We start from the raw sequence: 24,152 nt of genomic DNA on the forward strand, positions 1-24,152 counted from the left end.
GCGCAGTGTCGATCACCGTCTACGTCGATGCGAGCAACCTGCGCATTCCCGACGACGTGCGCCGCGTCATTTCGGAATACACCAAGAGGATGGATGCCCGGGTCAAGCCCGGGCATGACGAGTTGGGGCGGGTGCTGCGATGATCCCGCGCTTCCCCGGCCGGGTGCTGCGCGATACCGCGCTGACCTGGCAGATCGGCGGCCGGAGCATTTCGGCCGGGCAGACCGGGTCCGGGGTCGAACCGACGGCGGAGACGTCGGGCGGCGGCCTGTGGCGGGCGGAGCTTGCGAGCGTGCGCATCCGCACGCCGGACGAGGTGCGCTGCTGGCGGGTGCTGGAAGGGCTGCTCGACAGCGGCGCGGCGCAGGTGATCGTGACGATGTGCGACAAGCGCTACTTCCCGGTGCCGGAGGTCAATGGCGCGCCGCTCTTGAGCTACGGCGACCTGCCGGTGACGGATGACGGCACAAATACTGCGCTGTTCGATGACGATACCGGGATCGCGCAGCCGGTCGTCGTCGCCTATGTCGCCGAGGATGCGGCCTTGCGCGCGACCGAGATCGCGATCTCCTTCGTGCAATCCGGCGAGCTGATGGGCGGCGAGCATTTCTCGATCGACCATCCGAACCTCGGCCCGCGGATCTATCGCATCGTCAAGGTCGTCGAGGAGGAGGGTGCGAGCCGCGTCACCATCCGGCCGCCGCTGCGCGAGGCCGTCCAGGCGCTGACCGATGTCGAGTTCGACGCGCCCGCTTGCGTCATGAAGGTGGCCTCGGCCGAGAGCATGCGGCTGACGCTCGACCAGCGCAGGCGCGGATCGCCGACGGCGTCGTTCATCGAGAGCTTCGATGCGCTGGCGGAGACGTTCGAACGCGTGGCCACGCTGCCGGGCGCCGCGGCGTCGGGCATCGCCGGGCCGTGGACGTCGGGGCGGTTCAACTTCGCCAATCCGGACAATTCGCAGTATTTGCCGGGGTTGTGAGTTGGCGGTGTTTTTGCAAGGGGCTTCATCAATGGGCGTAGTCATCGCATCGTTGCTGCTGACGGCGTGCTGGCCATTCATCGCGCATCGACCCTCCCTCGGTCTACGTCATCGTTGGCCTTCAACTTCTGCTGCTGGCGTTTGTGCTGTCTCCCAGAGCAGGTCGCGACGACGAGAAGGATGGTGTCAAATTATTCGTCTCCGGCGTCATCCGCGGGTTCGGGTTCCCAGCCTGCGTGTTGTGTTTCGGCTGGCTGTGGAAGTGGTTGCAGTGGGGCCTGTAGGACCGCTCGTCATGCCCGGGCTTGACCCGGGCATCCATCTTCTTCGCGAGATGGATCGCCGGGTCAAGCCCGGCGATGACGACTGAGATTGAGGTTGGCACATGCAGGTTTCTGCTGAGCTCGAGGTGGAGCTGCGCAAGGCGCAGCAGCGGACGGGGGTGTTTTTTCGGCTCGGGGTCAATCCGGTGCAGCGGTTGTGGACCGGGGTCGGGCGTGTGGCGGTGGAGGATGCGATCGACGGGCAGGCGGTCTATCGCGGCTTCGGCGAGCTGACCAATCTGCCGGCGTTGACCCAGCTCGTGAACGGGATCGCCGACCGGCTCGATTTCACGCTGTCGGGCAGTAGCGTCTCGGCGAAGGTGCTGGCGACGGCGGCCGGCGAGGGCGACGAGGTCAAGGGTGCGCAGGTCGATGTCGGGCTCGGCTTCTTCGATGAGCGCTGGCAGTTCGTCGGGCTGATCTGGCTGTATCGCGGCGAGGCGGACCTGCTGACCACCTCGCTCGACGCCGCGCCCGGCGGCAACGTCACGCGCGCGATCAAGCTGTCGGTCGGCTCGGCGATGACCGGCCGCAGGCGCACGCGGCAATCGGTGTATTCGGATTTCGACCAGCAGAGCCGCTCTCCCGGCGACCGCTTCTGCGAGCGCATCCGGCGCTACTCGGAAGGCGTGGCCAAGGAATGGCCGCGGTACTGAAATTTCCTTCGTCATGCCCGGGCTTGACCCGGGCATCCATCTTCCTTCGCGAGGAGGCCGGCGAGTCTCATGGGCTTCGTCGCCCGTGGCACCCCCACCCCCGACCCCTCCCCGCAAGGGGGAGGGGAGATCTGAGGCGCAAGTGAACGTTCTCTCCACCTTCATCGCCAGCCAGACCGGGCGGCCGTTCTCGTTGCAGGCGGCGCATTGTCTTGACTTTGTCGCGGACTGGCTGCTGCTGCATGGGATGGATGCCAGGACCGCCTGGCGCGGCCAGCCATCGCGCGGCGCGACGCTGGCGCTGATGGCTGACCCGGATGCGCTGCTCTTATCCACGGCCGCCGCAGCGCGTTGCCTGGGCCTGACTGAGACCGACGCGCCCGCGCCCGGCGATATCGGCCTGGTCCGCGCGCAGTTCGTGTCGCATCGCCGGCCGACGCTGGTCGGCGCGATCAGGGGCGATGGCCTCTGGTACGTCAAGACCGCGCGCGGCGTGCAGGCGGATGCCTACGCCAGCGCGCGCGCCTGGTCGCTGCCGGCGCAGGCGACGCTCAACGTGTCCGGCGAAGCGCGGAGCGCGAAGACGGACGCGTGCGGCGAAGCCCGAAGGGCGAAGACGGACTGCGTCAGGCATAGCCCGAAGGGCGACGCCTGATGGCTGAAACCATCGGCACCCTGATCGTGACGGCGATCGCCGAGGCGACCGCGGCGGAGGCGTTCGTCGCGGCGGCGGAGGCGACCTATCTCGGCGTCTCCGGGCTGACGATCATCGGCACCGTCGCGATCCTCGGCGCGACCATCGGCCTGCAATATCTGCTGGGGCAGCCGTCGGGCGCCGACTTGCCGAAGGCCTCCAGCGGCGCGCAGCCGCTGCGCCAACCGCTGCCGCCGCACGTTTACGCCTATGGCCGCTGCCGGCTGGCCGGCTGCTACGTGCTGTTCGAGGCGCGCGGCGGCTTTTCGTATGACGTCCAGGCGCTGCACAAGGGGCGCATCTGCCAGTACATCAAGTTCTACCTGCACGACGACGAAGCCATCGTGCAGCCGGACGGCTCGGTCACCGGCGCGGTCGGCTCCGGCGACCTGCGCTATGCCTCCGGCGCCGAGCCTGCGCTCGGTGGCAGCCCGTCGATCGTGATCGAGTATCGCCTGGGCCTGCCGCGCGAGACGGCTTACGACCGGCCGCGCCTGGCGATGCCGGATCTGTGGACGACGGACCATCGTGGCGACGGCATCGCCAGCGTCGCGATGACCTGCGGCACGGTGAAGGTCGAGCATGTCTCGGCGATGTATCCGCAGGGCCTGCCGAAACTGTCGGCGGTCGGCGACTGGCTGCCGGTCTGGGACCCGCGCCAGGCGGGGCAGGACCGGCGCAATCTGGACACGCTGGGGCCGGTCTACAATCCCGTGCTGCAGGCGATCGACTTCCTGCTCGACACCGAGCATGGCCTCGGCTTCGACTATGACGAGGTCATCGCGCCGGTGCTCGACCAACTGATGATCGAGGCCTCGATCTGCGACGAGCTGGTGGCCAAGGCCGACGGCAGCAGCGAGCGGCGCTACCAGTCGTCGGGCTTCTGGACGTCGCAGACCGATCCGGCCTCGGTGCTCGATGCGATCATGTCGACCTGCGACGGCTGGTATTCGTTCAACGGCTCGGGGACCTTGAGCCTCAAGGTCGGCAAGTACAGGCCGCCGACGGTGACCTTGACGCAGGACCATATCATCGGCTTCGCCGTCACGAGCGGCATCGAGGATGAGAATGCCTGCAACTGCCTGAACTGGTCGTTCACCGATCCCGCCAACAAGTACCGCGATGCGCCGGGCGATGCCTGGCTCGATGAGGCGGATATTCTCGAGCGTGGTGAGCTGCGGTCGCAGACGGTGTCGCTGACCTGGGTGCAGAGCCATTCGCAGGGCCGCCGGCTGGTGAAGCGCAAGATGGCGCAGACCAATCCGCGCCGGCGCGGCACCTTGACGACGACGTTCTACGGCATCGTCGCGCTCGGCGAGCGCTGGGTCCGGGTGCAGGACGATCGCCATGTCGACCTCGCGGATGCGATCATCCAGCTCGGCAAGGCGGTGATCGATCTTTCCGCGCAGCGCATCACCTTCGAGTGGATCGCGGTCAACACCAACGACGTCGATGCCTGGGACGCGGCGCAGGAGGAGGGCATGCAGCCCTCGACCGGCGAGGATTCGATCGGGGACACCTTGCCGGTGCCGGCCAATCCGGCCGGCGTCAAGTCCGGCACCTCGGCGCTGCTGAGCTTCGACGATCCCGCGCGGCCCGATCTCACCTATGTCGTGCAGTACCGGATCGGGCTCGGCGCGTGGACGCAGGTCTCCGTTGGCGCCGGCACGGCCGCCGCGGGCCGCGTCACCGTGACGGTGACCGGGCTCTCGGTCGGCCAGACCTACCAGTTCCAGATCGCCTCGCAGCGCACGATCGGCGCGCTGTCGGCGTGGTCGGGCAGCGTCACCGTCGCGATCTAGCGCGCGCCTCTCTTCACAGCATCAGGACTGACCATGGGCAGCTTCACCAAGCTCGGCGCCGAGATCTGGCGCTATTTCGTCACCGATGGCGTGCCGGCGTCGGGCCCGTGGAAGGTCCGCAAGGACCAGATGCAGGTCTGGATGGCGGAGGTGGAGGCGCAGACCGGCAATTTCTTCGACAACGCGGTGGCGATGGCCGGCAGCGGTCTCATCGACAACACCATGCACAAGGCGATGATCGTGCTGCCGGCGGACGGCACCTCGATCGTGGCGACGCTCTCGGCCGCGGCCAGCCTGCGCTCAGGCTTCGCGGTCGGCTTCCACAACCCAAAGGCCTCGACCCGCTTCCATCGCATCGTGGTTGGCAGCGACACCATCCGGCTGCCGCCGGGGCAATCGACCAATGTGTTTCGCGTCGGCACCGGGCCGCTGCTGATCTCCGACATGCCGCGCCGGCACCGCGCGCAGGGTCTGACCGTCTATCAGGATACGGCCGGCGACGACGCCAGCGACGGCCTGGTGATCTCCGAGCCGAAGAAGACGATCAAGTCGGCGGCCGGGATGATCTGGACCGACATCGACCTGCAGAACGCCGAGAGCCGGGTGCAGGTCTCCGGGACGACGACGGAAGCGGTGTCGCTGTCAGGGCAGGCGACCGGCTACAACTACATCAAGATCCGCGCCGCGAGCCTCGGCGCCAGCACCTGGAATGCCGGGCCGGAAGGTTATTGCCTGCTGGTCGGCGACAATGCTGAGGCGATCCTCGAGAACATCAAGGTGCAGCGGGGCACGCTGACCAAGGCGATCCTGCTCGCCACCCATCAGCCCGGCGTGCTCGACATCTTCAATTGCGAGGTCGGCGACGCCGGCGCGACCGGCGTGCATTTCTCGGCCGATCACGGCGGCTCCAGCATGAACTTCGACGCCTACACGGTGTCGGGCGCGGCGGCCGTGCATCTGTCCATGGGCGGCGCCTGCTCGGGCACACAGACCGGCGGCGTGACCATCACCATCACCAACACGCCTATCATCACCACCTGGTTCTCGCTGCAGGGCTCGGGAGCCAATTTCGCGATGGGCGGCAGCGTCACCTACAGCGGCTCGGTCGCCGCCGGCTGCACCAAGTACCTGGTGTCGCTCAACGCCAGCCTCAGCCTCGGCGGCAACACGGTGCCCGGCTCGATCGCCGGCTCGGCGACGGCCGGCGGGCAGGTCGTGGCGTAGGTCACAACCCAAGCCTCTCTCGTCATGCCCGGGCTTTCCGCGCGACGCGCAAGCGTCGTCGCGATCCCGGGCATCCATCGCACAACGAAACAGGACCACGTCCATGCGCTATGTCCGGATCAAGCCGGCGGCCGACTCCGAGCGCTCGGCCTGCGGGCGGCTCATCTTCATCGAATGCGGCGCTCCTTGCGAGAACGGCCATCCGCCGCGCTTTGTGCTGCACGAGGGCGAGGAGCAGTGGCTGCCGGCCTGGGCGGCCGCCGAGCTCGCCGAGCGCGGCCATGAGATCCTCGAGTTCTCGGAAGTGCGCAACGGCGCGCATGTGCCGCTGAAGGACGTCTCGGCCGACGACATCGATCCGGTCGCCGAGATCGACAAAGCGCCGGTGCACGAGGTCGACCGCTTCCTCCGCCATCACGGCCGCCACGATCACCTCGCCGCCGCGCAGCCGCAGGCCGCTGTGCGCTCCAACCTCAAGGGCGTCACGGCGCGGCTCGGGCCGGCGCTGCCCATCTCCGCCCGCGAGCTGCGCAGCCGCGCCAAGGACGCCTGCCGGCAGCACCAGGCGCGGCGGGCGCAGGCCCGGGCGGCCCGGCAGGCGCAACAGCCCGGCGCCGCGCCCGCGGCAGCGCCGCCGGCCGCGCCCTCCGACAATCCGCGACGCAAGAGCTAGAGGAGAGAGGTTGATGATGGTATTGAAACGACGATGGATGCGCGTCTGCGGGTTAGCCGGTGCCGTCATGCTGGCAGGCTGGACTGTGGCGCTGGCCGACTACGTCATCAAGGACGGGTTGGGAATCCCGGGCATCGTCAAGGCCTTCGTCTGCGAGACGTCGAAGATCTGCAGCGCGCATGTGATCATCAAGTCCGATGGCACCGAGGTGTCGCCGGCGACGTCGGGCAAGCAGGACACGGCGAACCTTGCGCTTGGCGCGCCCGGCGATGCCGCCTGCGCCACGGATACGTCGACCTGCGGCCTGAACGCGCTGCTGCAGCGGGCCAACCAGCGGCTGACGACGCTGATCAACGGCTCGTTCCGGACGACCTACCGGATCGCCGGCACCTTCACGCCGGCGGCGTCGGCGACCGATGCCGTCACCGTTACCGGATCCGGCACCAAGACCCTGCGCATCGTCAGAGTGACGGTCGCCGCGACGATCGGCTCAGCCGCGCAGGGCTCGTTCGCGCTGATCAAGCGCTCCAGCGCCGATAGCGGCGGCACCTCGACGACGCCGTCGCCGGTGTCGCTGGATTCCACCAATGCGTCCGCGACCGGGGTGGTCCGCGTCTATACCGCCAACCCGGCCGCGCTCGGCACGGCGGTCGGCACCATCGCGCAGCGCTTCGCGCTGTTTTCGACCACCACGACCCAGCCGGATCGCGTGACCTTCGAGTTCGGCGACAACTACAAGCAGGCCGTGGTGCTGCGCGGGACCGCCGAGCAGATCGGGATCAATTTTGGTGGGGCGTCGCCGACCTCGGCGTCCTACGAGATCGAGTGGACCGAGGAATAGGCGGTCAGCTGACCGAGGGGCTGTCGGGCCGCGCCGGCAGCAGCGACTGATCGCGCGGACAATTGCCGAGGATGATCGCCGTCTCGCGTCCGTGGCGTGCCGTCATCTCCGCGCAGCTCAACGGCTCGAAGCGCTTCAAGAGCAGAATGCCGGTGACCAGTCCGGCGCCTGTGATCACCGCGGCCCATCGCACCCAACGCATGCGTCATCCCTCCGGGACATCGGAGGCGACGCGCATCCAGGTCGTAAGCATCGCCTGCCACTGCCTTTGGTAGAATCGATAGCGGCGGGTCTGTCAACGTCCACCTCTCAGGAGATCCCCAGATCATGAGCATCGCAGCCCTCGTGGCCGCGGGCAGCCGCTTGCGCCTGGGCGCCAGCGGCGACGCGGTCAAGCAGAGCCAGCTGGCGCTGAAGGCGCTCGGCTATCCCCTGACGGGCACCGGCTGGTTCGGCCCGGCGACCGATACGGCGGTGGAGACCTTTCAGGCGCGCGCCGGCCTCGACGTCAGTGGCGAGATCACGCCCGCGACCGCGGCCGCGATCGATGCGGCGCTGGCCGCGCCGGCGTCGCGCATCACGCCGGAGATGGGGCGGCCGCTGTGGCTCGAGGCGGGGCTCAAGCTGATCAACGTAAGGGAAGCGCCTGGCGCGGCCGACAATCCGCAGATCCTGCAATGGGCGCGCGAGGAGGGCGGCGAGATCGCCCGCGACTTCAGTCACGATTCCATTCCGTGGTGCGCGCTGTTCGCCAACCACATCCTGAGCAGGGTGGGCCTCAAGGGCACCGGCACGCTGTGGGCGCTGGACTTTGCCGGGCGCTGGCCGAGCGTGCGGCTCGGCGGTCCTGCCGTCGGAGCGTTCGCGCCGATGCAGCGCAGCGGCGGCGGCCACATCATCTGCATCGTCGGCCGTGACCAGCATGGCAACGTGATGGGGCTCGGCGGCAATCAGTCCGACCAGGTGTCGATCGTGCCGTTTCCGCTGCGGAGACTCAACCAGGGCTTCTGGTGGCCGAAGGACGTGCCGCTGCCGCAAGTGATCGGCTTCGACGGCCTGCCGCTGGTCCGCAGCGACGGCCGCCTCTCCCAGCGCGAGGCGTGACGCATGAGCCGCGCTCTCGTCATTGCCGGCGTGCTGCTGATCGCCCTGTGCCTGGTCTGGCTCGGCGGCGTGCCCGTGCTCGGCATCTTCGCCGGCGCCGCGCTGATCATCCTCGGCGGCACCGTCGACGACCATCGCGCGCGGCCGCGCCGTCCGTTCTGATTGTCCGCCGCGCGACGGTCTCGCGCAGATCCCCTGACATCAAGAGGTGTCCCGTGAACGGCCTGTTTCCATCGTTTTGGCTTCGCATGCCCGTGTGGCTCTCGACTGCGCTTCTCTTCGCGGTGGTGTTCGCCGTGACCCTGGCCGTGCTGCTGCTCGGCGATAGGCCCGGCCAGCGGCTCGCGGCCGCGTCGATCGTGCTCGGTGTCCTCATCTGCGCCATTGCCTTCGCGCGGCTGCATCTCGCGGCCCGTGCCGGCCTGCAGCTGGCCTGGCGCGCGCCTGGCGCCATGCTTGCCGCGATCGTGCTGATCTCGGTTGCCGTGCTTGGTTCGGCGGCCTTCGCCGCCGATGGCGTGGTGACCATTCCCTATGGCTATTGGGTTTCCGAGTGGATGCCGGTAATCGCGACCGGGCTCGGCGCGCTCGTGACCTGGGGACTGCGCCATCTGCCGGCCAACCTGATCGCCATCTTCGGCAACGCCCGCGTCGAGCTCTTGATCAACAACGCCATCGGCTACGGCCTCAACGCCGTCGAGGGCGCGACCAAGGGCAAGACGCTGGAGCTGCAGGTCGGCAACAAGGTGCTGCGCGAGGCGCTGCAATACGCGGTCGAGAATGCACCGGGCTGGCTGCTGGCCTGGGCGGGCGGTCCCGAGGGGCTGGCGAAGAAGATCTTTGGCCGGCTCGACCTGCCGCCGGAGTCGGATGGCAGCGTCATCAAGCTGGTGGCGACCGCCGTCAAGGCCGGCGACAAGGCATAAAGCGATGTTCACGGGTACGGCGGGCGCGGCACTGCTGACGGTGCTCGCGCCCATTCTCAGGATCGTCCTCGAAGCGATCGGCCATTCGTTCGACGACTGGCTGGCGCGGCAGCAGGCCGCGCAGGTCAACCGCGAGCTCGGCGCCCGCGAGGTCACCTCCATCCTCAACAAGGAGAACGCCGATGCCGAGCGCAAGGCGAGCGAGCTTGCGGTCAATCGTCCTGATGTCGGCGCTGTCGTTGCCGCCATGGAGCGTGGCGACGCCTTCTGATGCGATGGGGTCGTTCCCCCGTGACGCGCCGGAGTTGGTGGTGCAGACGCGCTGCCCGGCGTCGCGCAGCTACACCGAGGCGGAGATCCGCAAGGCCGGCGCCGAGCTGCGCAAGCTGCTCGACGCCGATCCCAAGGCGGTCACGCCCGGCATGATCGCCGACTACAAGCTGCTGCGCGACCAGTGCCGCGCGACGGCGAAGTGATGAGGTCAGCGTGCACGTGCGTCATCGGAGGCAGCTGCGCCCGGTGATGGGCGGGCCAACAGGTGGGACTGACAGGTGAGCCAGCCGGACAAATCTGCCGACAAGAACTTCAGCGAAAAGTTCGTTGATAGTTTGCTGCTCAAGGCGTGGTCGCGCGCCAGCATGATCGTTGCAACAACGATTCTGCTGCCGATCGGGTTTTCGCTCGGCAACAGGATGATCTCGTCGATGGACCAGGTCGCCGACAAGATCGACCAGCTGCGCGTGGTGCAGATCGAACAGTCCGCCAAGATCGAAGCCCTGAAGACCCAGATCATCGTGCAGCAGCAGAGCCTCGCCGACCACGAGGCGCGCGTGCGCCAGCTCGAGCGCATCGGGCGTCCCTGAAGCTCATTCCCTCCGGAGACATCGTCATGTTCGAAGCCTTCGCGGTGATGCTTGCCGCCGTCGCGCTTGCCGTCATCATGGGTGGCCTGTTCGGCTGGGGCCCGCCGCGCGCCGGCCATGCCGCCGCCGGGCAGGCTATCCTGCGGATCCTGATGGTGGTCATCGGCCTGCTGGCGATGATCGCCGCCGGCGCGCTTCATACGATCGCCCGGCCGGCGCATGCCCGCGACCTCGGCCAATGGGAAGCGTCCGATCCGGCGCTGCGGCAATGGTACGAAAGCCTGATGCAGCCGGACGTCCCGACGGCGAGCTGCTGCGGCGAGGCCGATGCCTATTTCGCCGACGAGATCCATGTCCGCGACGGCAAGACCTACGTCGTCATCACCGACGATCGCCCCGACGAGCCGCGCGGCCGGCCGCATATCCCGCCGGGGACCGAGATCGAGGTGCCGCCGAACAAGCTGAAATGGGACAAGGGCAACCCGACCGGCCACGGCGTGATCTTCCTGAGCCGCAACCGCTATGTGTTCTGTTACGTGCAGCCGGGCGGGGCGTGATCAGCATGACCAGGCTTCCAGTTCGCAGCAAGCCCCGCCGGGTCAAGCATTGCTATGTCGGGCCGCCGGCGATCTTCCGGCTCGGCCTGGCCGTGCGGCAGATCAACGAAGCGTGGCCGCATCTCGACAGTTTCGGTTGCTATCTGGTCGGCTCTTGCCTGGAGCGCCCCGACTTTCGCGATGTCGATGTACGGATGATCATGCCGGACGAGGCGTTCCGTCGCGAGTTTCCCGATGTCGGCGCGATTGACCATGCGTCCTGGGAGCATGACCCGAAATGGCTGCTGTTGACGGTCGCGATCGGCGAGTGGCTGGGCAAGGAAACGGGACTGCCAATCGATTTCCAGTTTCAGCCGCAGAGTTGGGCGAACGAGCGGCACTCTGGGCCGCGGCAGGCGCTGGGCTTGCATTATGTGCCGCGCCGGCGCGCAACGGACTAACAAGCGTGAACTCTCTCCGCTCGTCATGGCCGGGCTTGACCCGGCCATCCATCTTCTTCCTTCAAAACATAAAAGGCCTGCAATCATGTCCTACGAAAACCACGATTTCAAAGGGTTGACGAAAGAGCAGTTGGTCGAGGCGGCCTTCGACGTGATCGGCGGGAATGATCTGAAAGCGCTCTCAATCGACGCGCTCGTCAACAAGATCACCGTCGTGCAGCATGCCTTCGATCTGTGCCTCAACGAGATCGAGCGGCGGGGGGAGCTGGAGACGCGTGATGGAATGATCGTAATCCCTTATGTCTGCGAATACGCAGTTCCGACGGCTCTGACCAGAGAGGGCATGAGCGAAGGATAGAGGCCCCCAGGCCTCTCAAACCTCCTTGTCAAACTCCAGCCCGGCCGCGATGACCCCGCGCGCCGGGCTTTTTCTTGTCGAGCTCGTCGATCATCGTGTCCATCAGCCTGCGCACGTCGGTCAGCTTCAACTTGCCGTCCGACGGGCGCAGATGCTCACGCAGCGCGCGGCACCGGCGCGCTCGGCCGGGTCGATCACGGGCCTCTCGGCCGCGAGCAGCGCGCGCTGGCAGATCGGGCAGGGGTCGCCGGGTGCGCCGCAGCGGCAGCCGCGCGGGCTGTCGATCCAGGGCAGGGCGGGATGGGCCTCGCAGACGAAGCCGGTGTCGTCGCAACGCAGACAGAACTTCATGGGGACTCAGAGTCCCCTCAGCCGATTCAGTTCCGTGCGGGCGAGATGCTGCGCCGCGGCCCTGGCCTGGTCCTGCGTCATGGTCGTGCTCATCGACATCGCCCGGCGGCCGTCGTGATCGTCCCAGTGGAAAAATACCGAGGACCGGCCGTCGGCGAACCGCACCTCGAAACTGCCGATGTCGGGGATGGTCTCGATGCGATGCGGGATGATGCGGATCGGGTCGCCCTTCATGGCGAGCTGCAAAATCCGAGTTTCAGAACTGGAATCCGCCGAATTCCGCGGCTTTTGGCCGGCCAATCCGCACTCAGTTTCAGAACCGGCGCTGATCTTGCGGCGCAACCTGTCTGCTTTGCAGACCGCTGCGTAACCACTCCGCCACATGGCCTCATGGCTGAATTCTCTAGGCAATCCCAGGTGTTGATGCAAGCGCTAAACCTTCCGCCTGTGGAAGGTCTCCTGTCAACGTGACAGCGCTCGGGCGGCTGGATTCGTGCCGCGACCGGATATCCATCCGCGTCGGGTTGTGATCTGGCTGCGCAGCTGGCCGTTGTGATGTTCACATGGCCCATGCACTTCTCAGCCCGAACATCCGTGCCGCCGAGTGCCGAGCCTCGCTCCGTCATCACGCCGCTGGCGCAACGGCTGACACCCTCATCGAGCGACCACGAGAGCTTCGACGACGGCCCTAGAGAACACAGGCGATAAGTGGCCTTGTGCAGCCCGACTGCTGCATCCGCAATGACGCGCAGCAGCGACGATTGTTGGAAAGATCGCGGCGAAATCGCGCAGCGCGCCTTGATTTGGTCAGGTTGTGTTGTTCTAATTATTCTATGTCAGGGTGCGCTGCGGGAGACGGGCTGAAGAGCAGCACTTCCTGAACTCACACCACATCTCACGCAAAGAGCAACGATGGACGATCACCCGACGCGCCGTTCGGTGGTTCTCGGCACGCTTGCCGCTTGCGCATCCGTCGCGCGTGCCGCGGCCGATGACGACGATCCTCGCAAGGAGAAGCGGCCGCAAAAAGGCGACGTGCTCGTGTTCTCGGAAGGAACCCGCGAAGGTCAGACGATCACGCCTGATGATTTGAAATCCGGAGGTCCACCGGTTCACGCCTGGCCCAAGGATGCGGCGAATGCGGTCGTTCGCGATGGGTCTCGTCTGAATGAGATCTTGGTCATCAGGCTCGATCCGGGCGAGCTCGACGACGACACGCGCTCGCGTGCGGCCGAGGGGATCGTGGCCTATTCGGCGATCTGCTCGCACGCCGGATGTCCGGTGACGGCCTGGATCAAGGCCTCTGAGGGCGCCGACGACGTCTTCAAATGCATGTGCCACAACTCCGAATACGACCCGCGGCGAGGCGCGCAGGTCGTGTTCGGCCCCGCGCCACGGCGATTGGCTGCGCTGCCGCTCGTCATCAAGGATGGCATGCTGGTCGTTGCCGCCCCCTTCATCGGAAAGGTAGGTGGCCAGCAGGGCTGATGAGATCTCGTGTGCCTATCGGAACTCGCATCGTCACGACCGCATCCTCGTGAACATCATCACGACGGGCAAAGAAGCGAACAACGAAGCAGGGGAGGTTTGTCCATGTCCATCACGTCCACGACGATCAAGCAATGGCTCCTATCGAGCGCCGTCGCATTCACCTGTCTCGCGGCGCCTGCCGCAGTTGCCGGTCCCATCGAGTCCTACAGTCCGGTCACGCCCGCGCGGCTCGAGAATCCCGAGCCCGGCAACTGGATGCTCTACCGCCGCACCTATGACGGCCAGGGCTACAGCCCGCTCGATCAGATCAACACCACTAACGTCAAGGGCATGGTGCCGGTCTGGACTTTCGCCACCGGCGTGATCGAGGGCCACGAGGCGCCGCCGCTGGTCAACAATGGCGTGATGTTCATCACCACGCCAATGGGGCAGGTGATCGCGCTCAACGCCAAGACCGGTGATCAGTACTGGCGCTACAAGCGCGAGCTCCCCGATGATCTGTTCCAATTGCATCCGACCAATCGCGGCGTCGGGCTGTGGCAGGACAAGCTCTATCTCGCAACGACCGACGATCATCTCGTTGCGCTCGACGCCAAGACCGGCAAGGTGCTGTGGGACAAGAAGGTCCAGGACTACAAGAAAGGGCAGTATCTCACGCTGATGCCGCTCATCGTCGACGGCAAGGTGATGGTCGGCGGCTCCGGCGGCGAGTTCGGCGTGCGCGGCTATGTCGCCGCTTATGATGCCGAAGACGGCAAGGAACTGTGGCGCACCTTCACGATCCCCGGCGAGGGCGAACCGGGACACGACACCTGGAGCGGCGACGACTGGAAGAACGGCGGCGGCTCGGCCTGGATGACCGGCACCTACGACAAGGATACCAAGACGGTCTATTGGGGCGTCGGCAATGCCGCGCCGTGGCCCGGCAATCTGCATCCCGGCGACAATCTCTACACCAGCTCGGTGATTGCGCTGGATCCGGCGACAGGCAAGATCAAGACGCACTTCCAGTATCACCAGAACGACTCATGGGACTGGGACGAGGTCGACGCGCCGATGCTGGTCGACCTGCAGCGTGACGGCCGCAGCTTCAAGAGCCTGATCCATCCCGGCCGCGATGCAATCTTCTGGGTGCTCGAGCGCACGCCGGAGCGCATCAACTACGTCAACGGCTGGACCTTCGTGCACACCGATGTGTGGAAAGGCATCGAGCCGGAAACCGGACGGCCGATCGTCGATCCCGCGCACAAACCGACGCTCGGCAAGCGGGTCGACTTCTGTCCGTCGCTGTGGGGAGGCAAGGACTGGCCATCAGCTGCCTACAGCCAGAAGACGCGGTTCGTCTATGTGCCGGCGAACGAGAACTTCTGTGGCGGCTTCACCGGCGAAAAGCTGCCGCTCGTTCCAGGGCAGCTCTGGCTCGGCACCAAGGCCGAGGACATCGGGCTGACGGTGCGGCCCGGCGCCGACCATTTCGGCGAGCTTCAGGCGTGGGATCCGGCGAGTGGCAAGAAGGTCTGGTCGCACAACTTCCCGAAGTCGCAATTGTTCGGCTCGGTCACCGCGACCGCGGGTGATCTCGTTCTGGTCGGCGGCACCAACGACCGGATGTTCCGCGCCTTCCATGCCAAGACCGGCGAGCTGCTGTGGGAGCAGAAGACGAACTCGGGAATCATGGGCATGCCGGTCGCCTATGAGGTCGACGGCACGCAGTACATTGCGGTGCAATCGGGCTGGGGCGTCGACGCACAGCGCATCCAGGATGCGCTGGCCAAGGGCAATACCGGTCTGGAGGACAACGTGCCGCAAGGCGGCGTAGTCTGGGTCTTCGCCCTCAAGAAATAGGCGACTCAAGCGGCATGGCGGGGAGCGGATGTCGCCGCCATGTCACCGGGGCTGAGATGTGTAGACGTCACCGCGTGATCGCTGCACGTCCGGTCACCACGCGCGGACGCGAATCAGCAGGCCGCGCTCCAGCCGTCCGGAAACGGGATCAGCGGCCAGGCGCCATGATTGTCGTTGGCGGCCTTGGGGGGATACGGAAACGAAAACAAGCGGGTCATGGAATCTGTCTCGGGCTCAGGCGCAATAGCCGTTCTCACTACATCCATCAACAACTCGTATTCGGCTTCGCTCATCGCACCCTCGCGTCAATTGCGAGCCACGATCGCAAAACTCCATTTTGTCCGGTTTGAGCGGATCGCTCAAATTTGAATGATCACGGACGAACGACCCAATTGGTTACCAGTCTCTTTCGTTCCTGAGACGGTACCTCGATCCGCGACGCTCCGGTGTGAACGACGTCACATCTCCCGGAACTTTGTTGTCCCAAGCTTGCCTCGTTGCATCGGCTGGGCCGGTGTCTGGATATGAGGAGGGTGACACATGAGCGCACGCTACGGACGGCGAATTGCCGCATGCGACAGGGCCGCGCCACGTTCGACGCTCAACCTGCTTCTGAACCTGCTGCTCGCGTCTTGCGTGCGGCGTCGCCGCGTCAAGCGACCTGCTGTCGCGGGTTCGCTGCCTCAGCGGCCGGTCCCGTCTCGTAACCGAGAATGTCCCGCATCAATTGCGACAGGTCTTTCGGCTTGAACGGCTTCGGCAGACGGTGAAGGCCGCTCGCTATGGCGGAGAGCCCGAAGACATCGGACGCTCCACATCCGGATTCCAGCACCATGCCCGACATCATCACGATGGGCATGTTCGGTCTGGCGGCGCGAGCCGCCCGGATCACATCGCCGCCGTCCATATCGGCGAGGTTGAGATCGATCAGGGCAGCCGCGAAATCGTCGCGTGTGACCGCGTCGATCGCCTGCCGGCCATCGGTCATCGCGGTCACGGCGTATCCCTCGCGAACGAGAAGATGTTGGAGGACGCAGACGACGCCGACTTCGTCGTCGACGACCAGGATGTTCGTCATGAAGCCCTCCTGACCGATGTGTCTGCCGAGAGTGGTTGCGGAGCGTCGGCCAACAATTTCTGACGCACCTCGATCGCGCGATCGATGGATTCGAGCAGGTCGAGAATGTCAAACGGCTTCTGCAGCGCAGCCGTCGCTCCGAGCCTGATGGCCATGCCGAGGAAATCGGGAGCGCCTTGTTTCCTGTCGGTGAATGCGTAGCCTGAGATCGCGATGAACGGCACGGTCGGATCGATCTTGATCAGCTCGCGGATCGTTGCAATCCCGTCCATTCCGGGCATGAACATGTCGATCACCACTGCATCGAACGAAACACTGCCTATCAATCGAATTCCGGTCGGTCCGTCCGGCGCGAGAAAAACGCAGAATTTCTTCTTCTTCAGCAATGTCTCTAGCGCCGCACGCGTTGCGTAATCATCATCAATAATTAGTACGGTAGGCATGGGCCACCTCAGTATCAGCTGGACTGAAGGACTCGCACGCTACGAGAACAAATATCTCGGACTCAAAAATGACAAAGTAATTAACACTGAATTAGTTGCCTCCGATTTGCAACCAGGAGTTTTACGGATCGCTGTAGCAAGAATCCCGATGTTTTGTGCATCACGATGTGAACATGGAACCGTCGTTTACACAGCGAACAGTTGGGGCAACGAACAGTGTCACGTCGGCTTGAGCAGCGCGATGATCACGAGCCCGGCCGCGACGAGCGCGACGCAGCAGAGGCGTCGCGGCGTTGCCCGTTCTTTCAAGACGAGCACCGCAATCAATGTTGCGAACACCACGCTGCACTCGCGGAACGCCACGACGCTCGCAATTGGATTGCGGCTCAGTGCCCATAGGAACACGGCAAACGAGGTGAGCCCGAGAAGTCCGGCGATCACCACCGGCATGAAGGCATCACGCATCGCGACGACGATGGTCCGACCTTGGAACATCGCAGCGACAATGAAGAAAGCCACGCTGTCGAGCACGATCAGCCAGACCGTAAACGACGCCCAACCTGCGGCCTGTCTCGTGCCCCAGGCATCGATCACCGAATAAGCCGCCACCAGCGCGGCGGCACAGGTCGCTGCCGCGAACGAGCGACGATCGATCGGGCCGTGGCGCCGGTCGAGCGCCAGGCCGAAGATGCCAATGACGATCACGGCAATTCCGGCCAATTGACCAGCCGACGGTATTTGCTGAAGCCCGAGAGAGGCGAACAGCGTGGCAAACAACGGAACGGTACCGCGCGCAATTGGATAGGCGCGTCCCAGATCGCCAGAGCGGTAGGCTGTCGCGAGGCTCGCCTTGTAGCCGGCGTGAAGGGCGAGCGAAGCTGCGAGGATCGGCCAGGTCGCCGCCGCCGGAAACGGGACGAAAAACAGGAGGGGCAGCGTGACCACGCTGCTCACCAGTCCCATGCCTGCCAGAATGGCGAGGCCGCTGCCGGTCTTGACGATGGCATGCCAGCCGGCGTGGAGCAGGCCAGCCAGCAGCATCAGCAGCGCAGCGACGGGATCCAACGGCTCTGTCCCGGACCTAGCTTTCGGGCCGCCAGGTCGGAGCGGCGAAATAGGGGACGGGCGAGCGATCGAGCGCCTGCCGCGAGATGATGCGACTCGATGGTGAGATCGGAAGCTGCGTCCACTCGTTGCGATCGGCGAATCGCAGACTTGCGATTTCCTCACCATCAGGCGCGAGCGCGCCGCCGACGATCACGGCCTCGAAGGCCACAACTGTGTAGTAGGTGAGATCGCCGTTCGGATAGCGAATCAGGAATTCAGGGCCGCCGAATACGCCGAGCAGGCGTTGCGGCCGGACCAGCAGACCCGTCTCTTCGAAGCATTCGCGAATCGCCGCATCGGCCGGGTGCTCGTTCGGATCGATCGCTCCGCCTGGCAAGGTCCATAGGCCGGTTTCGGCGTCGTGGCCCAGCAGAATGCGGCCGTCGTCATCGAACACCGAGATCGAAACCGCTGTCGTGGCCAGAAGATCGTGGCCGATCTTGCTCCGGACGGCCTTGAGATGATCGGAAATGGGCATTTGGGCCGTCTTTTGCGGGAAAGGACCCTCGCTTGCCTGACCGCCGATGCGGCGTCAAGGCGGCCCGGGCTGGCCCAGCCGGACGACTCGCACGTCATCGCAGTTCGCCGCGTTCAGAAAACCAGCCGATTGAACAAGAAGATGGAGGGAGGAGGGGGGAAGTAGAGCCATTCGGCACCGCCAGAATGGCTCCCCGGGCTGGATCATCACAAATTGTTGCAGGCCTATTTTTATAGGGTTTGCGACGTCCAGCCCGAAGGATTGAGAGCGTTTAGGCCCCCTTCGGGGCCACCGATTCGGCCGGTTTGCGCTTCCGCTTGGTGACGGGGCTCGGCAGAGGCGTCCACGGCTTCAAGCCGGTGTCAGTGACGAGGCTGTCGAGATCGATCAGCGTCCGCGTCCCGCGTCGATAGGCTTTGACCTGACCGGCCCGCATCATGCGGTAGAGGGTTGGCGCGCTCATCGCGCCTTCCTTGCAGGCTTGCCGAACCGTGCCGAGGCGCATCTTCGGCGACGTGTTGCTCATGACTCCGCTCCATCTTTCGGCAGGCCGAAGAACCGGCACAGGTCGTCGGAGAACTTCCTGCCGACTGACGTATCTCCGGTTACTGCCATCAATCGCGCCAGCCCGCGAAGGTGGTTGATCAACCGCTCGTACTCAGCGAACCAAGCCCTTACGGCGGCAGCCGGATCGGGATCGTTCATTCTCCTGTCTCATGTTTGAGGCGTCCAACATCGGACGTGTAGTTTGTAGTTGATCGAAGCGGATCAGGACAGGCCACGGCATAAAGATTGGTGTCGATAGCGCTATAGGCTACCGCCGAAACAGCAAGAACAGCTTACGGTTCAAGGGGTTGGCGATGACTCGCCTTGATTGAGGCGCGACATGGGCGCATAAAAAGGCCTCGGAGACGGCGATCTCCGAGGCCTGAAGAAAACGACGCACCCGACCAAGAGCGTATCGCTATGAAGACAAGTACAGTCGCATCCGCGTTCAATCAAGAGAAGATTGCGACCTATAAACCCCGTCCGCATTGGACGGCTGAAGATGCGAAGGCCCGCAAGCGCAAGAGCAGGAAGGGCGTTTCCCCGGGCCTGCGCATTACCGAGCTAAATCTCGAATACCGCGATCGATATGGCCGAGACGTGCTTCCTGACAACGAGGAAGGCCGTCGCGACGTCTGGATCATGCTCAATCATCTGGCGTGTAGTCGTGCGCCACGCCCGCGTATTGCCAATTGGCTGCGCTGGCGCGCGCCGTGGTTCGACGACGACGACATGATCGACAGCATCATCAGGAAGCCGCGCTTTTGGCACGCCGACCCGCTCGGCAAGCTGATCGGTATGACTTTCGCCAGGCGCACGGCTCTTGCGCTGACGACCATTGGCTGTCCCGACATGCCGAAGAAGAAGCGGGCCGAGTTGCGTGCAGCCAAGGAAGTTGCCCGTCGTCGCGAGAGCCGGCGCGATGCTGGCGCAATGCCTCGTGAGGAGTTTGAGCGCACGTCGATCGAGCGTCAGAAGCCATGGATCGCGATGGGCTGCAGCCGCTCGACATGGTTCGCCAAGCACCGCAAGACGGCTGCAAAAACCCAATCTGTTGCCAATGTAGTCCCACTTTGGACAGGTGTGACGGGCAGCAACTCTTATATCTCTGCTGACAGTCAGACCTGTCCAAATCCACCGATCTCTCACGCCCTCGTGCACTGCCGCAGCGTGTGATGGGAGGCGGCAACGCCGCTGGACGTCACACGCGTCTGAGGAGACGATGATGCCAAAGCCAATGATCACCCTGCCGACGTCGCAGAAGCACGCCCTGCTGCTCGACATGGCCATCCGCCGCTCGCCAACGCAATCACGCACCGACATGCTCTTGCGCTTCGGCGATCAGCTCGCACAATATGGCAACCTGACAAGTGGACAGCTCGGCCTGTGCCACGCAACCCTGACATCGAGCCGCTGATGCACCAGCAGCCGCCTAATCCAATCCTAGAGCCTATCCAGACGAAGCCGAGGCTGAGCGTCCGACAAGAGAGGTTCGCTCAATTGGTCTGCCGAGGCGTTCCGCCGTATCGTGCCTATGTCGAGGCCGGATACGCCTTCAACGACGGCTCGCCATATCGGCTGCAAGGTAATGCACGAGTGATGCAGCGCATGAGTGAGATCAAGCAGCAGATGGCCAGGGAAAACCGCGTCACCGTCGCGAGCATCACGGCCGAGTTGGACCGGGCCGCCGCGCTGGCCGAGCGGATCGAGCAGCCCGCCGCGATGACGACGGCCATCGCCACCAAGGCCAAGCTGCACGGCCTGCTGGTCGAGCGGCGCGAGACGGGCGCGCCGGGCGACTTTGCGGCGGCTCAGAGCGAGGCCGAGGTCGTTGCGGCCGTCCGAGAGCAGCTTGGTGATGAAGCGGCCGAGGCGCTGCTCGTGCTCATCAAACCGCGCTCAGGTGGCCGATCAGGGGGCACAATCGAGTTGCCAGAGCCGACGATCATTGATAACATTGAACAATCTGATTGAGTTGTGATCCTGGTCTAGGAGCAGCGAGTCGTCAAGCCCTGGTCGCCGCCGCCGCTGTTGCCGCCGCGCCACAGGCCGACCCCGCAACCCCGGCCCGCCCCCCGAGGGCGGGGAGGGGACCCACCCCCGGGGCACCCCCGCCTATAAATCGCACCGCCTCGGAAAATCTGTTCCCCCACGCCCGCCACCATACGCGCGCAGAGGGACCCGTTTTTGGGTGGTCGGTCCTGTCCACCTGCCTGCTTACCCGCCTTGCCAAGCCAGCTTACCCATGCAAAGCTTGCTATGCCTTCGACGTAAGGCGGGCCGACAAGGGTGCTACCAACACCCTGCCGGCCCTAACCACGGCAACCGGTTTGGAGCGGTCCCATGGCTCGGCGCACACTCGCCGCGAACGCGGATTCACGCAAGCGTCTCTCTTTTCGGCAGCAGGAAGCCTTGGCGGCAATCCGTGACGGGTTCATGGAGGCGACGCTGCGTCACGAGTACTCGTTCTCGCATGGCGCGAGGGAACTGACGCAGGCGGTCATGGAGTTGCACGAGAAGGGGCTGGTTGCGTTCGACCATGACGAGGGCGGTCATGTCGTTCTCAAGACGATCAGCGGCTAGAGCTGGACGTCGAGCGTATAGAACGCGGTCGTCACGAGATCGCCTTCGCAGACGATGGTTTGGCCGTTTGTGTTCGTGACTCGTCGCGGCGCGGCCCGCGTCGTCTGGCCTCGGAACTGGACCGCGAAGCCGCCTTGGCCCCAAAGGCGATGCAGGCCAATCGAAACATCGGCGGGGACTTCGATCGTCATGACGTCGTCATTGCGCGCTACAACGCGGCCGTGGGCCAGTTCGGCGATGCGGCGGACTTGCTCGGCTCGTTCCTCGGTCATCGGACGATGATGCTCACTTTGGCGGTGACGGCCCCCGCCGATTGAACGCCGACCTCGGCCCCGGTGAAGGCCTTCTCGATGGTCCCGACCTCGCCGCTGGCGACCCTGTTCCAGGCCCTTGCGCCGCCCGTGAAGACGTCCTTGGTTTCCTTGGCGTCCAATCGTCCGGTCACGGTCGGTGTCGGCAGCAGCCGCGAGGGCGTGGCCAGGAACATCTGCCGCGCGGCATCGAGGCCCTGACGCTTGCGGACCGGCTCGCTCAGAGGCATGAACCAGTTGATACGGCTGACCGGGATCGGCGTCGTATCCGTCACCATGAACGGCACCTGAGCGGCGATCTTAGGCCGCGCCCTTGGCGGCTCGCTCAGAGGGGCCATCCATCCGAAGCTGACGAGGGGCAGGGGGGCGAAGAAAAACGCGCCCTGAGCCGCCGCTCGCGGTCCTGGACGCGTTCTCGCGGGCTCGGAGAGGGGGACGAACCAGGACATGCTGACCGGCGTGGCATCGCTGATCTGGCCGAGAACCTGTTTGCCGACTGGTGATGCGCCGGGGATCGACATCAGTTGAGCTGCGCGCCGGTGTTGGTGGTGCCAGCCGCGTTGCCGGGGATGGCGGTGGTCGGCGAGGAGCTGTCCGTCCGGATGACGGCGTTGTCGCGGGCGAAGTACCGCGTCCCGGTCACGAGGCTGGACCCGGACCAGACCGTATTGCTGAGTTGGACGTTCGTGAGCGCCAATGCGCTGACGGTCTGCTGGGCGTAGTTGACGGCACTCGCGAACGTGACCGTCTGGCTGTTCAAGATGACCGTCCCTTGGCTGTCGGCCGAAACCAGATAGTTGCCGCCGCCTGCGACCGTGATCGCGCCGTCTGAGACGATTGACCCGCTATTGTTGGCCTGGAGCTGGCCGTTGCTGACATAGCCGAGCCGGATGTTGCCTTCCAGGCGGATGCGCCCGCCATCGGCGGCCTCGAACCCGGTGTTGGCGACCGGCGAGGCCGAGGACGAGTTCTGGCCGACCTGCAAGTTGCGGATTTCGAGATCGACACCGCCGCCATAGGCCCCGATCGAGGCACCCGACACGTCAGCGATGACGATGTTGTCCGGCGAAACCGCCGTCGTGCCCTGGATCAGGATGGTGTTTCGTCCCTCCTGTCCAACAGGCGTAAAGGCGATATGCGCCAGCGAATACGGCGTGGCCGAGATACCCGTCGCGGACGCATTGGCGGCGAGCTGGACCGTCACCAAAGCAGTCGGAAACGCGCTGATGCCCGTCAGATCGAACATATCCTTGATGTTGTGCCGAATGCCCTGATCCATCGACTGGACCGCGCCGCCCGAACCGGTCGCAAGCCCGTCATTGCTGTTGAGGCCGTTGATGGCGTCGATATAGACCACCGTGTTGTTCGGGGCCTTCCAGCGCTGATAGGCCGGATTGAGCTGCCAGACGTTGTTCTGGTTGAAGATCGTCACGTTCTGGTTCGGCCAGAGCATGATCTCAGGCGCGATCTGCCAATCGGTGAACGTGCCGCTGCCGCCCGTGGCGTCGACCGTCATGTTGAGCGTGGTGCCGGAATAGTTGGACTGGCCGCTCATGAAATTGCTGCTCGCCGCAAGGCTATAGGCGCGGAAACGGAAGGGGCCGGCGAAATTGAGGTTGGAGGCGACCGTAAACGCCTTCGCACCCGTTCCGATCGTCAAGCTGCTGGTGCTGTTGGTGTAGTACGCCAGCAGAACCTTGGCGCGGCTTGAATCCTCGTTCACCAGGTTTGCGGTGAAGTTGGCGTCATAGCCGCTCGGATTGGGCGCGGTGATGCCATAGAAGCCGCCAGAGAAGGCGAGCGTCTTGCCAGCATCGGTATTGGCCAGCGCATAGGACGAGGTCTGTGCCGAGCGGGTGTTCGTCCAGGTCCCGACGTTACCGGTCAGCGTCACGAGGCCTACCTGCGGCGTCGTCGAGAAGTTGATCTTCGCGGTGGTGCCAGCGTTGTTGTAGAGCACCGAGGACCGCGTCAGCGTCGTGTTGCTCGACGTGTACGTCCCGGTGCCGACTTCCCATTGGCTTAGATCGGCGCTCTCGGCGCGGTAATTGTAGACCGCCCCGGAGACTGCACCCGCCGTCGCAGGCGTCTGGTAGCCGGTCACAGCGGATGAAACCGCCCAATCGGCCGTGCCACCGGCAGTCGGAACGAATTTGGCGAGATCGACAAGGCGCGTCATCAGCAGGTCCCCCTGGCACCGTTGTCGTGGATCGTGACGGTGGCGTTCGTCGGCCGCAGCAATCGCTGAGCGGCCCGTTCGATCAGATCAAGCTCGGCAGTCGATCCGTCGCCAGCATGACGCCGGTTGCGAACCGATTGAAGGATGGAATGTGCGAGGTCTTTGCGCTTGACGACGCCCGCGACCTCAAGCATCGCGCCGATGGCCTCGGCGATCGTTTCCATGGCGCTCTCGCACGCGCTCAGACGTCCCGTGAGAGCGTCGATCTCGGCTTGCAGTTCTTCGATTTCGGTCATG

General features: G+C 65.0%; 37 protein-coding genes. 23 read left to right on the forward strand and 14 right to left on the reverse strand.

All coding sequences use genetic code 11. The features are described from left to right. The first annotated feature begins 5 nt into the window (after positions 1–5). The 8 genes from ACQR1Y_RS12250 (at position 6) to ACQR1Y_RS12285 (ending at position 7,195) form a co-directional block, all read left to right on the forward strand. A complete protein-coding gene (locus tag ACQR1Y_RS12250; protein WP_434877408.1) occupies positions 6–143 on the forward strand; it encodes a hypothetical protein in 138 nt (45 codons plus the stop codon). Next, positions 140–982, forward strand: a complete 843-nt coding sequence (locus tag ACQR1Y_RS12255; RefSeq protein ID WP_434877409.1) for a hypothetical protein — start codon at positions 140–142, stop codon at positions 980–982. The genes ACQR1Y_RS12250 and ACQR1Y_RS12255 overlap by 4 nt, the downstream gene beginning before the upstream one ends. 385 nt (positions 983–1,367) lie before the next feature. Next, on the forward strand, positions 1,368–1,961 hold the full coding sequence (locus ACQR1Y_RS12260) for a hypothetical protein (RefSeq protein ID WP_434877410.1): 594 nt from the start codon (positions 1,368–1,370) through the stop codon (positions 1,959–1,961). Positions 1,962–2,103: 142 nt separating this feature from the next. Next, the gene (locus ACQR1Y_RS12265; protein ID WP_434877411.1) at positions 2,104–2,616 is read left to right on the forward strand and encodes a DUF6950 family protein; all 513 of its coding nucleotides are present in this window, start codon (positions 2,104–2,106) and stop codon (positions 2,614–2,616) included. Continuing rightward, the gene (locus tag ACQR1Y_RS12270) at positions 2,616–4,457 is read left to right on the forward strand and encodes a hypothetical protein (RefSeq protein WP_434877412.1); all 1,842 of its coding nucleotides are present in this window, start codon (positions 2,616–2,618) and stop codon (positions 4,455–4,457) included. Before ACQR1Y_RS12265 ends, ACQR1Y_RS12270 begins: the two co-directional genes overlap by 1 nt. Before the next feature lie 33 nt (positions 4,458–4,490). Further along, the gene (locus tag ACQR1Y_RS12275; RefSeq protein ID WP_434877413.1) at positions 4,491–5,681 is read left to right on the forward strand and encodes a hypothetical protein; all 1,191 of its coding nucleotides are present in this window, start codon (positions 4,491–4,493) and stop codon (positions 5,679–5,681) included. 103 nt (positions 5,682–5,784) lie between these two features. Beyond that, entirely contained in the window at positions 5,785–6,354 is a 570-nt protein-coding gene (locus ACQR1Y_RS12280) for a hypothetical protein (protein ID WP_434877414.1), read from the forward strand. A gap of 13 nt (positions 6,355–6,367) precedes the next feature. After that, positions 6,368–7,195 carry a hypothetical protein gene (locus ACQR1Y_RS12285; RefSeq protein WP_434877415.1) on the forward strand — a complete coding sequence of 276 codons (828 nt, stop codon included), beginning with the start codon at positions 6,368–6,370 and terminating at the stop codon, positions 7,193–7,195. 4 nt (positions 7,196–7,199) lie between these two features. Here the strand turns inward: ACQR1Y_RS12285 and ACQR1Y_RS12290 are convergent, their stop codons facing one another. After that, entirely contained in the window at positions 7,200–7,397 is a 198-nt protein-coding gene (locus tag ACQR1Y_RS12290) for a hypothetical protein (protein ID WP_434877416.1), read from the reverse strand. 125 nt (positions 7,398–7,522) lie between these two features. Here ACQR1Y_RS12290 and ACQR1Y_RS12295 point away from each other — a divergent pair, with 125 nt between their 5' ends. The 9 genes from ACQR1Y_RS12295 to ACQR1Y_RS12335 all read left to right on the forward strand — a co-directional run bounded on the left by ACQR1Y_RS12295 (position 7,523) and on the right by ACQR1Y_RS12335 (position 11,443). Next, on the forward strand, positions 7,523–8,299 hold the full coding sequence (locus tag ACQR1Y_RS12295; protein WP_434877417.1) for a TIGR02594 family protein: 777 nt from the start codon (positions 7,523–7,525) through the stop codon (positions 8,297–8,299). A 3-nt stretch (positions 8,300–8,302) separates the two neighbouring features. After that, the gene (locus tag ACQR1Y_RS12300; RefSeq protein ID WP_434877418.1) at positions 8,303–8,461 is read left to right on the forward strand and encodes a hypothetical protein; all 159 of its coding nucleotides are present in this window, start codon (positions 8,303–8,305) and stop codon (positions 8,459–8,461) included. Between the two features lie 86 nt (positions 8,462–8,547). Then, the gene (locus tag ACQR1Y_RS12305) at positions 8,548–9,225 is read left to right on the forward strand and encodes a hypothetical protein (RefSeq protein WP_434877419.1); all 678 of its coding nucleotides are present in this window, start codon (positions 8,548–8,550) and stop codon (positions 9,223–9,225) included. Positions 9,226–9,229: 4 nt separating this feature from the next. Further along, positions 9,230–9,496, forward strand: a complete 267-nt coding sequence (locus tag ACQR1Y_RS12310) for a hypothetical protein (protein ID WP_434877420.1) — start codon at positions 9,230–9,232, stop codon at positions 9,494–9,496. 40 nt (positions 9,497–9,536) lie between these two features. Continuing rightward, positions 9,537–9,701 carry a hypothetical protein gene (locus tag ACQR1Y_RS12315; RefSeq protein ID WP_434877421.1) on the forward strand — a complete coding sequence of 55 codons (165 nt, stop codon included), beginning with the start codon at positions 9,537–9,539 and terminating at the stop codon, positions 9,699–9,701. A 75-nt stretch (positions 9,702–9,776) separates the two neighbouring features. Further along, positions 9,777–10,088 (forward strand): hypothetical protein, encoded by a 312-nt coding sequence (locus tag ACQR1Y_RS12320; protein ID WP_434877422.1) that lies wholly within the window; start codon positions 9,777–9,779, stop codon positions 10,086–10,088. A gap of 26 nt (positions 10,089–10,114) precedes the next feature. Then, complete coding sequence (locus tag ACQR1Y_RS12325; protein ID WP_434877423.1) at positions 10,115–10,645, forward strand: hypothetical protein; 531 nt, start codon at positions 10,115–10,117, stop codon at positions 10,643–10,645. A 5-nt stretch (positions 10,646–10,650) separates the two neighbouring features. Continuing rightward, positions 10,651–11,085 carry a hypothetical protein gene (locus tag ACQR1Y_RS12330; protein WP_434877471.1) on the forward strand — a complete coding sequence of 145 codons (435 nt, stop codon included), beginning with the start codon at positions 10,651–10,653 and terminating at the stop codon, positions 11,083–11,085. Between the two features lie 85 nt (positions 11,086–11,170). Beyond that, the gene (locus ACQR1Y_RS12335) at positions 11,171–11,443 is read left to right on the forward strand and encodes a hypothetical protein (protein WP_434877424.1); all 273 of its coding nucleotides are present in this window, start codon (positions 11,171–11,173) and stop codon (positions 11,441–11,443) included. A 126-nt stretch (positions 11,444–11,569) separates the two neighbouring features. On the opposite strand, the gene ACQR1Y_RS12340 is transcribed toward ACQR1Y_RS12335, so the two are convergent. Together ACQR1Y_RS12340 and ACQR1Y_RS12345 are read right to left on the reverse strand one after the other, a co-directional pair. Continuing rightward, entirely contained in the window at positions 11,570–11,794 is a 225-nt protein-coding gene (locus ACQR1Y_RS12340; RefSeq protein ID WP_434877425.1) for a hypothetical protein, read from the reverse strand. A 6-nt stretch (positions 11,795–11,800) separates the two neighbouring features. Further along, a complete protein-coding gene (locus tag ACQR1Y_RS12345; RefSeq protein ID WP_434877426.1) occupies positions 11,801–12,136 on the reverse strand; it encodes a hypothetical protein in 336 nt (111 codons plus the stop codon). Between the two features lie 570 nt (positions 12,137–12,706). On the opposite strand from ACQR1Y_RS12345, the gene ACQR1Y_RS12350 reads away from it, so the two are divergent. Continuing rightward, entirely contained in the window at positions 12,707–13,282 is a 576-nt protein-coding gene (locus tag ACQR1Y_RS12350) for a ubiquinol-cytochrome c reductase iron-sulfur subunit (RefSeq protein ID WP_434877427.1), read from the forward strand. Positions 13,283–13,387: 105 nt separating this feature from the next. Beyond that, a complete protein-coding gene (locus tag ACQR1Y_RS12355; RefSeq protein WP_434877428.1) occupies positions 13,388–15,130 on the forward strand; it encodes a methanol/ethanol family PQQ-dependent dehydrogenase in 1,743 nt (580 codons plus the stop codon). 113 nt (positions 15,131–15,243) lie between these two features. On the opposite strand, the gene ACQR1Y_RS12360 is transcribed toward ACQR1Y_RS12355, so the two are convergent. From ACQR1Y_RS12360 to ACQR1Y_RS12390, 7 genes are all read right to left on the reverse strand, one after another. Then, a complete protein-coding gene (locus ACQR1Y_RS12360) occupies positions 15,244–15,423 on the reverse strand; it encodes a hypothetical protein (protein WP_434877429.1) in 180 nt (59 codons plus the stop codon). Between the two features lie 359 nt (positions 15,424–15,782). Further along, a complete protein-coding gene (locus ACQR1Y_RS12365; RefSeq protein WP_434858867.1) occupies positions 15,783–16,208 on the reverse strand; it encodes a response regulator in 426 nt (141 codons plus the stop codon). Further along, positions 16,205–16,651, reverse strand: coding sequence for a response regulator (locus ACQR1Y_RS12370; RefSeq protein WP_434858866.1), 447 nt, complete (start codon positions 16,649–16,651; stop codon positions 16,205–16,207). The genes ACQR1Y_RS12365 and ACQR1Y_RS12370 overlap by 4 nt, the downstream gene beginning before the upstream one ends. A gap of 219 nt (positions 16,652–16,870) precedes the next feature. Beyond that, positions 16,871–17,716, reverse strand: coding sequence for an EamA family transporter (locus ACQR1Y_RS12375; RefSeq protein WP_434877430.1), 846 nt, complete (start codon positions 17,714–17,716; stop codon positions 16,871–16,873). A 16-nt stretch (positions 17,717–17,732) separates the two neighbouring features. Next, on the reverse strand, positions 17,733–18,236 hold the full coding sequence (locus ACQR1Y_RS12380) for an NUDIX domain-containing protein (RefSeq protein ID WP_434877431.1): 504 nt from the start codon (positions 18,234–18,236) through the stop codon (positions 17,733–17,735). Between the two features lie 271 nt (positions 18,237–18,507). Beyond that, on the reverse strand, positions 18,508–18,762 hold the full coding sequence (locus ACQR1Y_RS12385) for a helix-turn-helix domain-containing protein (protein ID WP_434863641.1): 255 nt from the start codon (positions 18,760–18,762) through the stop codon (positions 18,508–18,510). Next, positions 18,759–18,941, reverse strand: a complete 183-nt coding sequence (locus ACQR1Y_RS12390) for a hypothetical protein (protein ID WP_434863640.1) — start codon at positions 18,939–18,941, stop codon at positions 18,759–18,761. Before ACQR1Y_RS12390 ends, ACQR1Y_RS12385 begins: the two co-directional genes overlap by 4 nt. Before the next feature lie 261 nt (positions 18,942–19,202). Here ACQR1Y_RS12390 and ACQR1Y_RS12395 point away from each other — a divergent pair, with 261 nt between their 5' ends. The 4 genes from ACQR1Y_RS12395 to ACQR1Y_RS12410 all read left to right on the forward strand — a co-directional run bounded on the left by ACQR1Y_RS12395 (position 19,203) and on the right by ACQR1Y_RS12410 (position 21,365). Then, entirely contained in the window at positions 19,203–19,958 is a 756-nt protein-coding gene (locus ACQR1Y_RS12395) for a hypothetical protein (protein ID WP_434863639.1), read from the forward strand. Positions 19,959–20,007: 49 nt separating this feature from the next. Further along, the gene (locus ACQR1Y_RS12400; RefSeq protein ID WP_434863638.1) at positions 20,008–20,199 is read left to right on the forward strand and encodes a hypothetical protein; all 192 of its coding nucleotides are present in this window, start codon (positions 20,008–20,010) and stop codon (positions 20,197–20,199) included. 191 nt (positions 20,200–20,390) lie between these two features. Next, positions 20,391–20,756, forward strand: coding sequence for a hypothetical protein (locus ACQR1Y_RS12405; protein WP_434863637.1), 366 nt, complete (start codon positions 20,391–20,393; stop codon positions 20,754–20,756). Positions 20,757–21,194: 438 nt separating this feature from the next. After that, on the forward strand, positions 21,195–21,365 hold the full coding sequence (locus ACQR1Y_RS12410; RefSeq protein WP_434863636.1) for a hypothetical protein: 171 nt from the start codon (positions 21,195–21,197) through the stop codon (positions 21,363–21,365). Here ACQR1Y_RS12410 and ACQR1Y_RS12415 read toward each other — a convergent pair. The 4 genes from ACQR1Y_RS12415 to ACQR1Y_RS12430 are packed head-to-tail and all read right to left on the reverse strand — an operon-like array spanning position 21,362 to position 24,151. Further along, positions 21,362–21,637, reverse strand: coding sequence for a hypothetical protein (locus ACQR1Y_RS12415; RefSeq protein ID WP_434863635.1), 276 nt, complete (start codon positions 21,635–21,637; stop codon positions 21,362–21,364). The genes ACQR1Y_RS12410 and ACQR1Y_RS12415 overlap by 4 nt on opposite strands. Further along, positions 21,634–22,197, reverse strand: coding sequence for a hypothetical protein (locus tag ACQR1Y_RS12420; protein WP_434863634.1), 564 nt, complete (start codon positions 22,195–22,197; stop codon positions 21,634–21,636). Before ACQR1Y_RS12420 ends, ACQR1Y_RS12415 begins: the two co-directional genes overlap by 4 nt. After that, entirely contained in the window at positions 22,197–23,855 is a 1,659-nt protein-coding gene (locus ACQR1Y_RS12425) for a hypothetical protein (RefSeq protein ID WP_434863633.1), read from the reverse strand. The genes ACQR1Y_RS12420 and ACQR1Y_RS12425 overlap by 1 nt, the downstream gene beginning before the upstream one ends. Then, positions 23,855–24,151, reverse strand: coding sequence for a hypothetical protein (locus ACQR1Y_RS12430; protein ID WP_434863632.1), 297 nt, complete (start codon positions 24,149–24,151; stop codon positions 23,855–23,857). The genes ACQR1Y_RS12425 and ACQR1Y_RS12430 overlap by 1 nt, the downstream gene beginning before the upstream one ends. Position 24,152: the final 1 nt, after the last annotated feature.

The organism is Bradyrhizobium sp. HKCCYLRH3099, assembly GCF_051167855.1.
In the GTDB taxonomy this organism is placed as follows: Bacteria; Pseudomonadota; Alphaproteobacteria; order Rhizobiales; family Xanthobacteraceae; genus Bradyrhizobium.

Excerpts from the sequence above, each read along its gene's own strand:
- ACQR1Y_RS12255 (WP_434877409.1), top strand. The coding sequence starts at position 140 with ATGATCCCGCGCTTCCCCGGCCGGGTGCTGCGCGATACCGCGCTGACC.
- ACQR1Y_RS12260 (WP_434877410.1), top strand. The coding sequence starts at position 1,368 with ATGCAGGTTTCTGCTGAGCTCGAGGTGGAGCTGCGCAAGGCGCAGCAG.
- ACQR1Y_RS12270 (WP_434877412.1), top strand. The coding sequence starts at position 2,616 with ATGGCTGAAACCATCGGCACCCTGATCGTGACGGCGATCGCCGAGGCG.
- ACQR1Y_RS12275 (WP_434877413.1), top strand. The coding sequence starts at position 4,491 with ATGGGCAGCTTCACCAAGCTCGGCGCCGAGATCTGGCGCTATTTCGTC.
- ACQR1Y_RS12280 (WP_434877414.1), top strand. The coding sequence starts at position 5,785 with ATGCGCTATGTCCGGATCAAGCCGGCGGCCGACTCCGAGCGCTCGGCC.
- ACQR1Y_RS12285 (WP_434877415.1), top strand. The coding sequence starts at position 6,368 with ATGATGGTATTGAAACGACGATGGATGCGCGTCTGCGGGTTAGCCGGT.
- ACQR1Y_RS12290 (WP_434877416.1), bottom strand. The coding sequence starts at position 7,397 with ATGCGTTGGGTGCGATGGGCCGCGGTGATCACAGGCGCCGGACTGGTC.
- ACQR1Y_RS12295 (WP_434877417.1), top strand. The coding sequence starts at position 7,523 with ATGAGCATCGCAGCCCTCGTGGCCGCGGGCAGCCGCTTGCGCCTGGGC.
- ACQR1Y_RS12300 (WP_434877418.1), top strand. The coding sequence starts at position 8,303 with ATGAGCCGCGCTCTCGTCATTGCCGGCGTGCTGCTGATCGCCCTGTGC.
- ACQR1Y_RS12305 (WP_434877419.1), top strand. The coding sequence starts at position 8,548 with ATGCCCGTGTGGCTCTCGACTGCGCTTCTCTTCGCGGTGGTGTTCGCC.
- ACQR1Y_RS12310 (WP_434877420.1), top strand. The coding sequence starts at position 9,230 with ATGTTCACGGGTACGGCGGGCGCGGCACTGCTGACGGTGCTCGCGCCC.
- ACQR1Y_RS12325 (WP_434877423.1), top strand. The coding sequence starts at position 10,115 with ATGTTCGAAGCCTTCGCGGTGATGCTTGCCGCCGTCGCGCTTGCCGTC.
- ACQR1Y_RS12330 (WP_434877471.1), top strand. The coding sequence starts at position 10,651 with ATGACCAGGCTTCCAGTTCGCAGCAAGCCCCGCCGGGTCAAGCATTGC.
- ACQR1Y_RS12335 (WP_434877424.1), top strand. The coding sequence starts at position 11,171 with ATGTCCTACGAAAACCACGATTTCAAAGGGTTGACGAAAGAGCAGTTG.
- ACQR1Y_RS12340 (WP_434877425.1), bottom strand. The coding sequence starts at position 11,794 with ATGAAGTTCTGTCTGCGTTGCGACGACACCGGCTTCGTCTGCGAGGCC.
- ACQR1Y_RS12350 (WP_434877427.1), top strand. The coding sequence starts at position 12,707 with ATGGACGATCACCCGACGCGCCGTTCGGTGGTTCTCGGCACGCTTGCC.
- ACQR1Y_RS12355 (WP_434877428.1), top strand. The coding sequence starts at position 13,388 with ATGTCCATCACGTCCACGACGATCAAGCAATGGCTCCTATCGAGCGCC.
- ACQR1Y_RS12360 (WP_434877429.1), bottom strand. The coding sequence starts at position 15,423 with ATGAGCGAAGCCGAATACGAGTTGTTGATGGATGTAGTGAGAACGGCT.
- ACQR1Y_RS12365 (WP_434858867.1), bottom strand. The coding sequence starts at position 16,208 with ATGACGAACATCCTGGTCGTCGACGACGAAGTCGGCGTCGTCTGCGTC.
- ACQR1Y_RS12370 (WP_434858866.1), bottom strand. The coding sequence starts at position 16,651 with ATGCCTACCGTACTAATTATTGATGATGATTACGCAACGCGTGCGGCG.
- ACQR1Y_RS12380 (WP_434877431.1), bottom strand. The coding sequence starts at position 18,236 with ATGCCCATTTCCGATCATCTCAAGGCCGTCCGGAGCAAGATCGGCCAC.
- ACQR1Y_RS12385 (WP_434863641.1), bottom strand. The coding sequence starts at position 18,762 with ATGAGCAACACGTCGCCGAAGATGCGCCTCGGCACGGTTCGGCAAGCC.
- ACQR1Y_RS12390 (WP_434863640.1), bottom strand. The coding sequence starts at position 18,941 with ATGAACGATCCCGATCCGGCTGCCGCCGTAAGGGCTTGGTTCGCTGAG.
- ACQR1Y_RS12395 (WP_434863639.1), top strand. The coding sequence starts at position 19,203 with ATGAAGACAAGTACAGTCGCATCCGCGTTCAATCAAGAGAAGATTGCG.
- ACQR1Y_RS12400 (WP_434863638.1), top strand. The coding sequence starts at position 20,008 with ATGCCAAAGCCAATGATCACCCTGCCGACGTCGCAGAAGCACGCCCTG.
- ACQR1Y_RS12405 (WP_434863637.1), top strand. The coding sequence starts at position 20,391 with ATGAGTGAGATCAAGCAGCAGATGGCCAGGGAAAACCGCGTCACCGTC.
- ACQR1Y_RS12415 (WP_434863635.1), bottom strand. The coding sequence starts at position 21,637 with ATGACCGAGGAACGAGCCGAGCAAGTCCGCCGCATCGCCGAACTGGCC.
- ACQR1Y_RS12420 (WP_434863634.1), bottom strand. The coding sequence starts at position 22,197 with ATGTCGATCCCCGGCGCATCACCAGTCGGCAAACAGGTTCTCGGCCAG.
- ACQR1Y_RS12425 (WP_434863633.1), bottom strand. The coding sequence starts at position 23,855 with ATGACGCGCCTTGTCGATCTCGCCAAATTCGTTCCGACTGCCGGTGGC.
- ACQR1Y_RS12430 (WP_434863632.1), bottom strand. The coding sequence starts at position 24,151 with ATGACCGAAATCGAAGAACTGCAAGCCGAGATCGACGCTCTCACGGGA.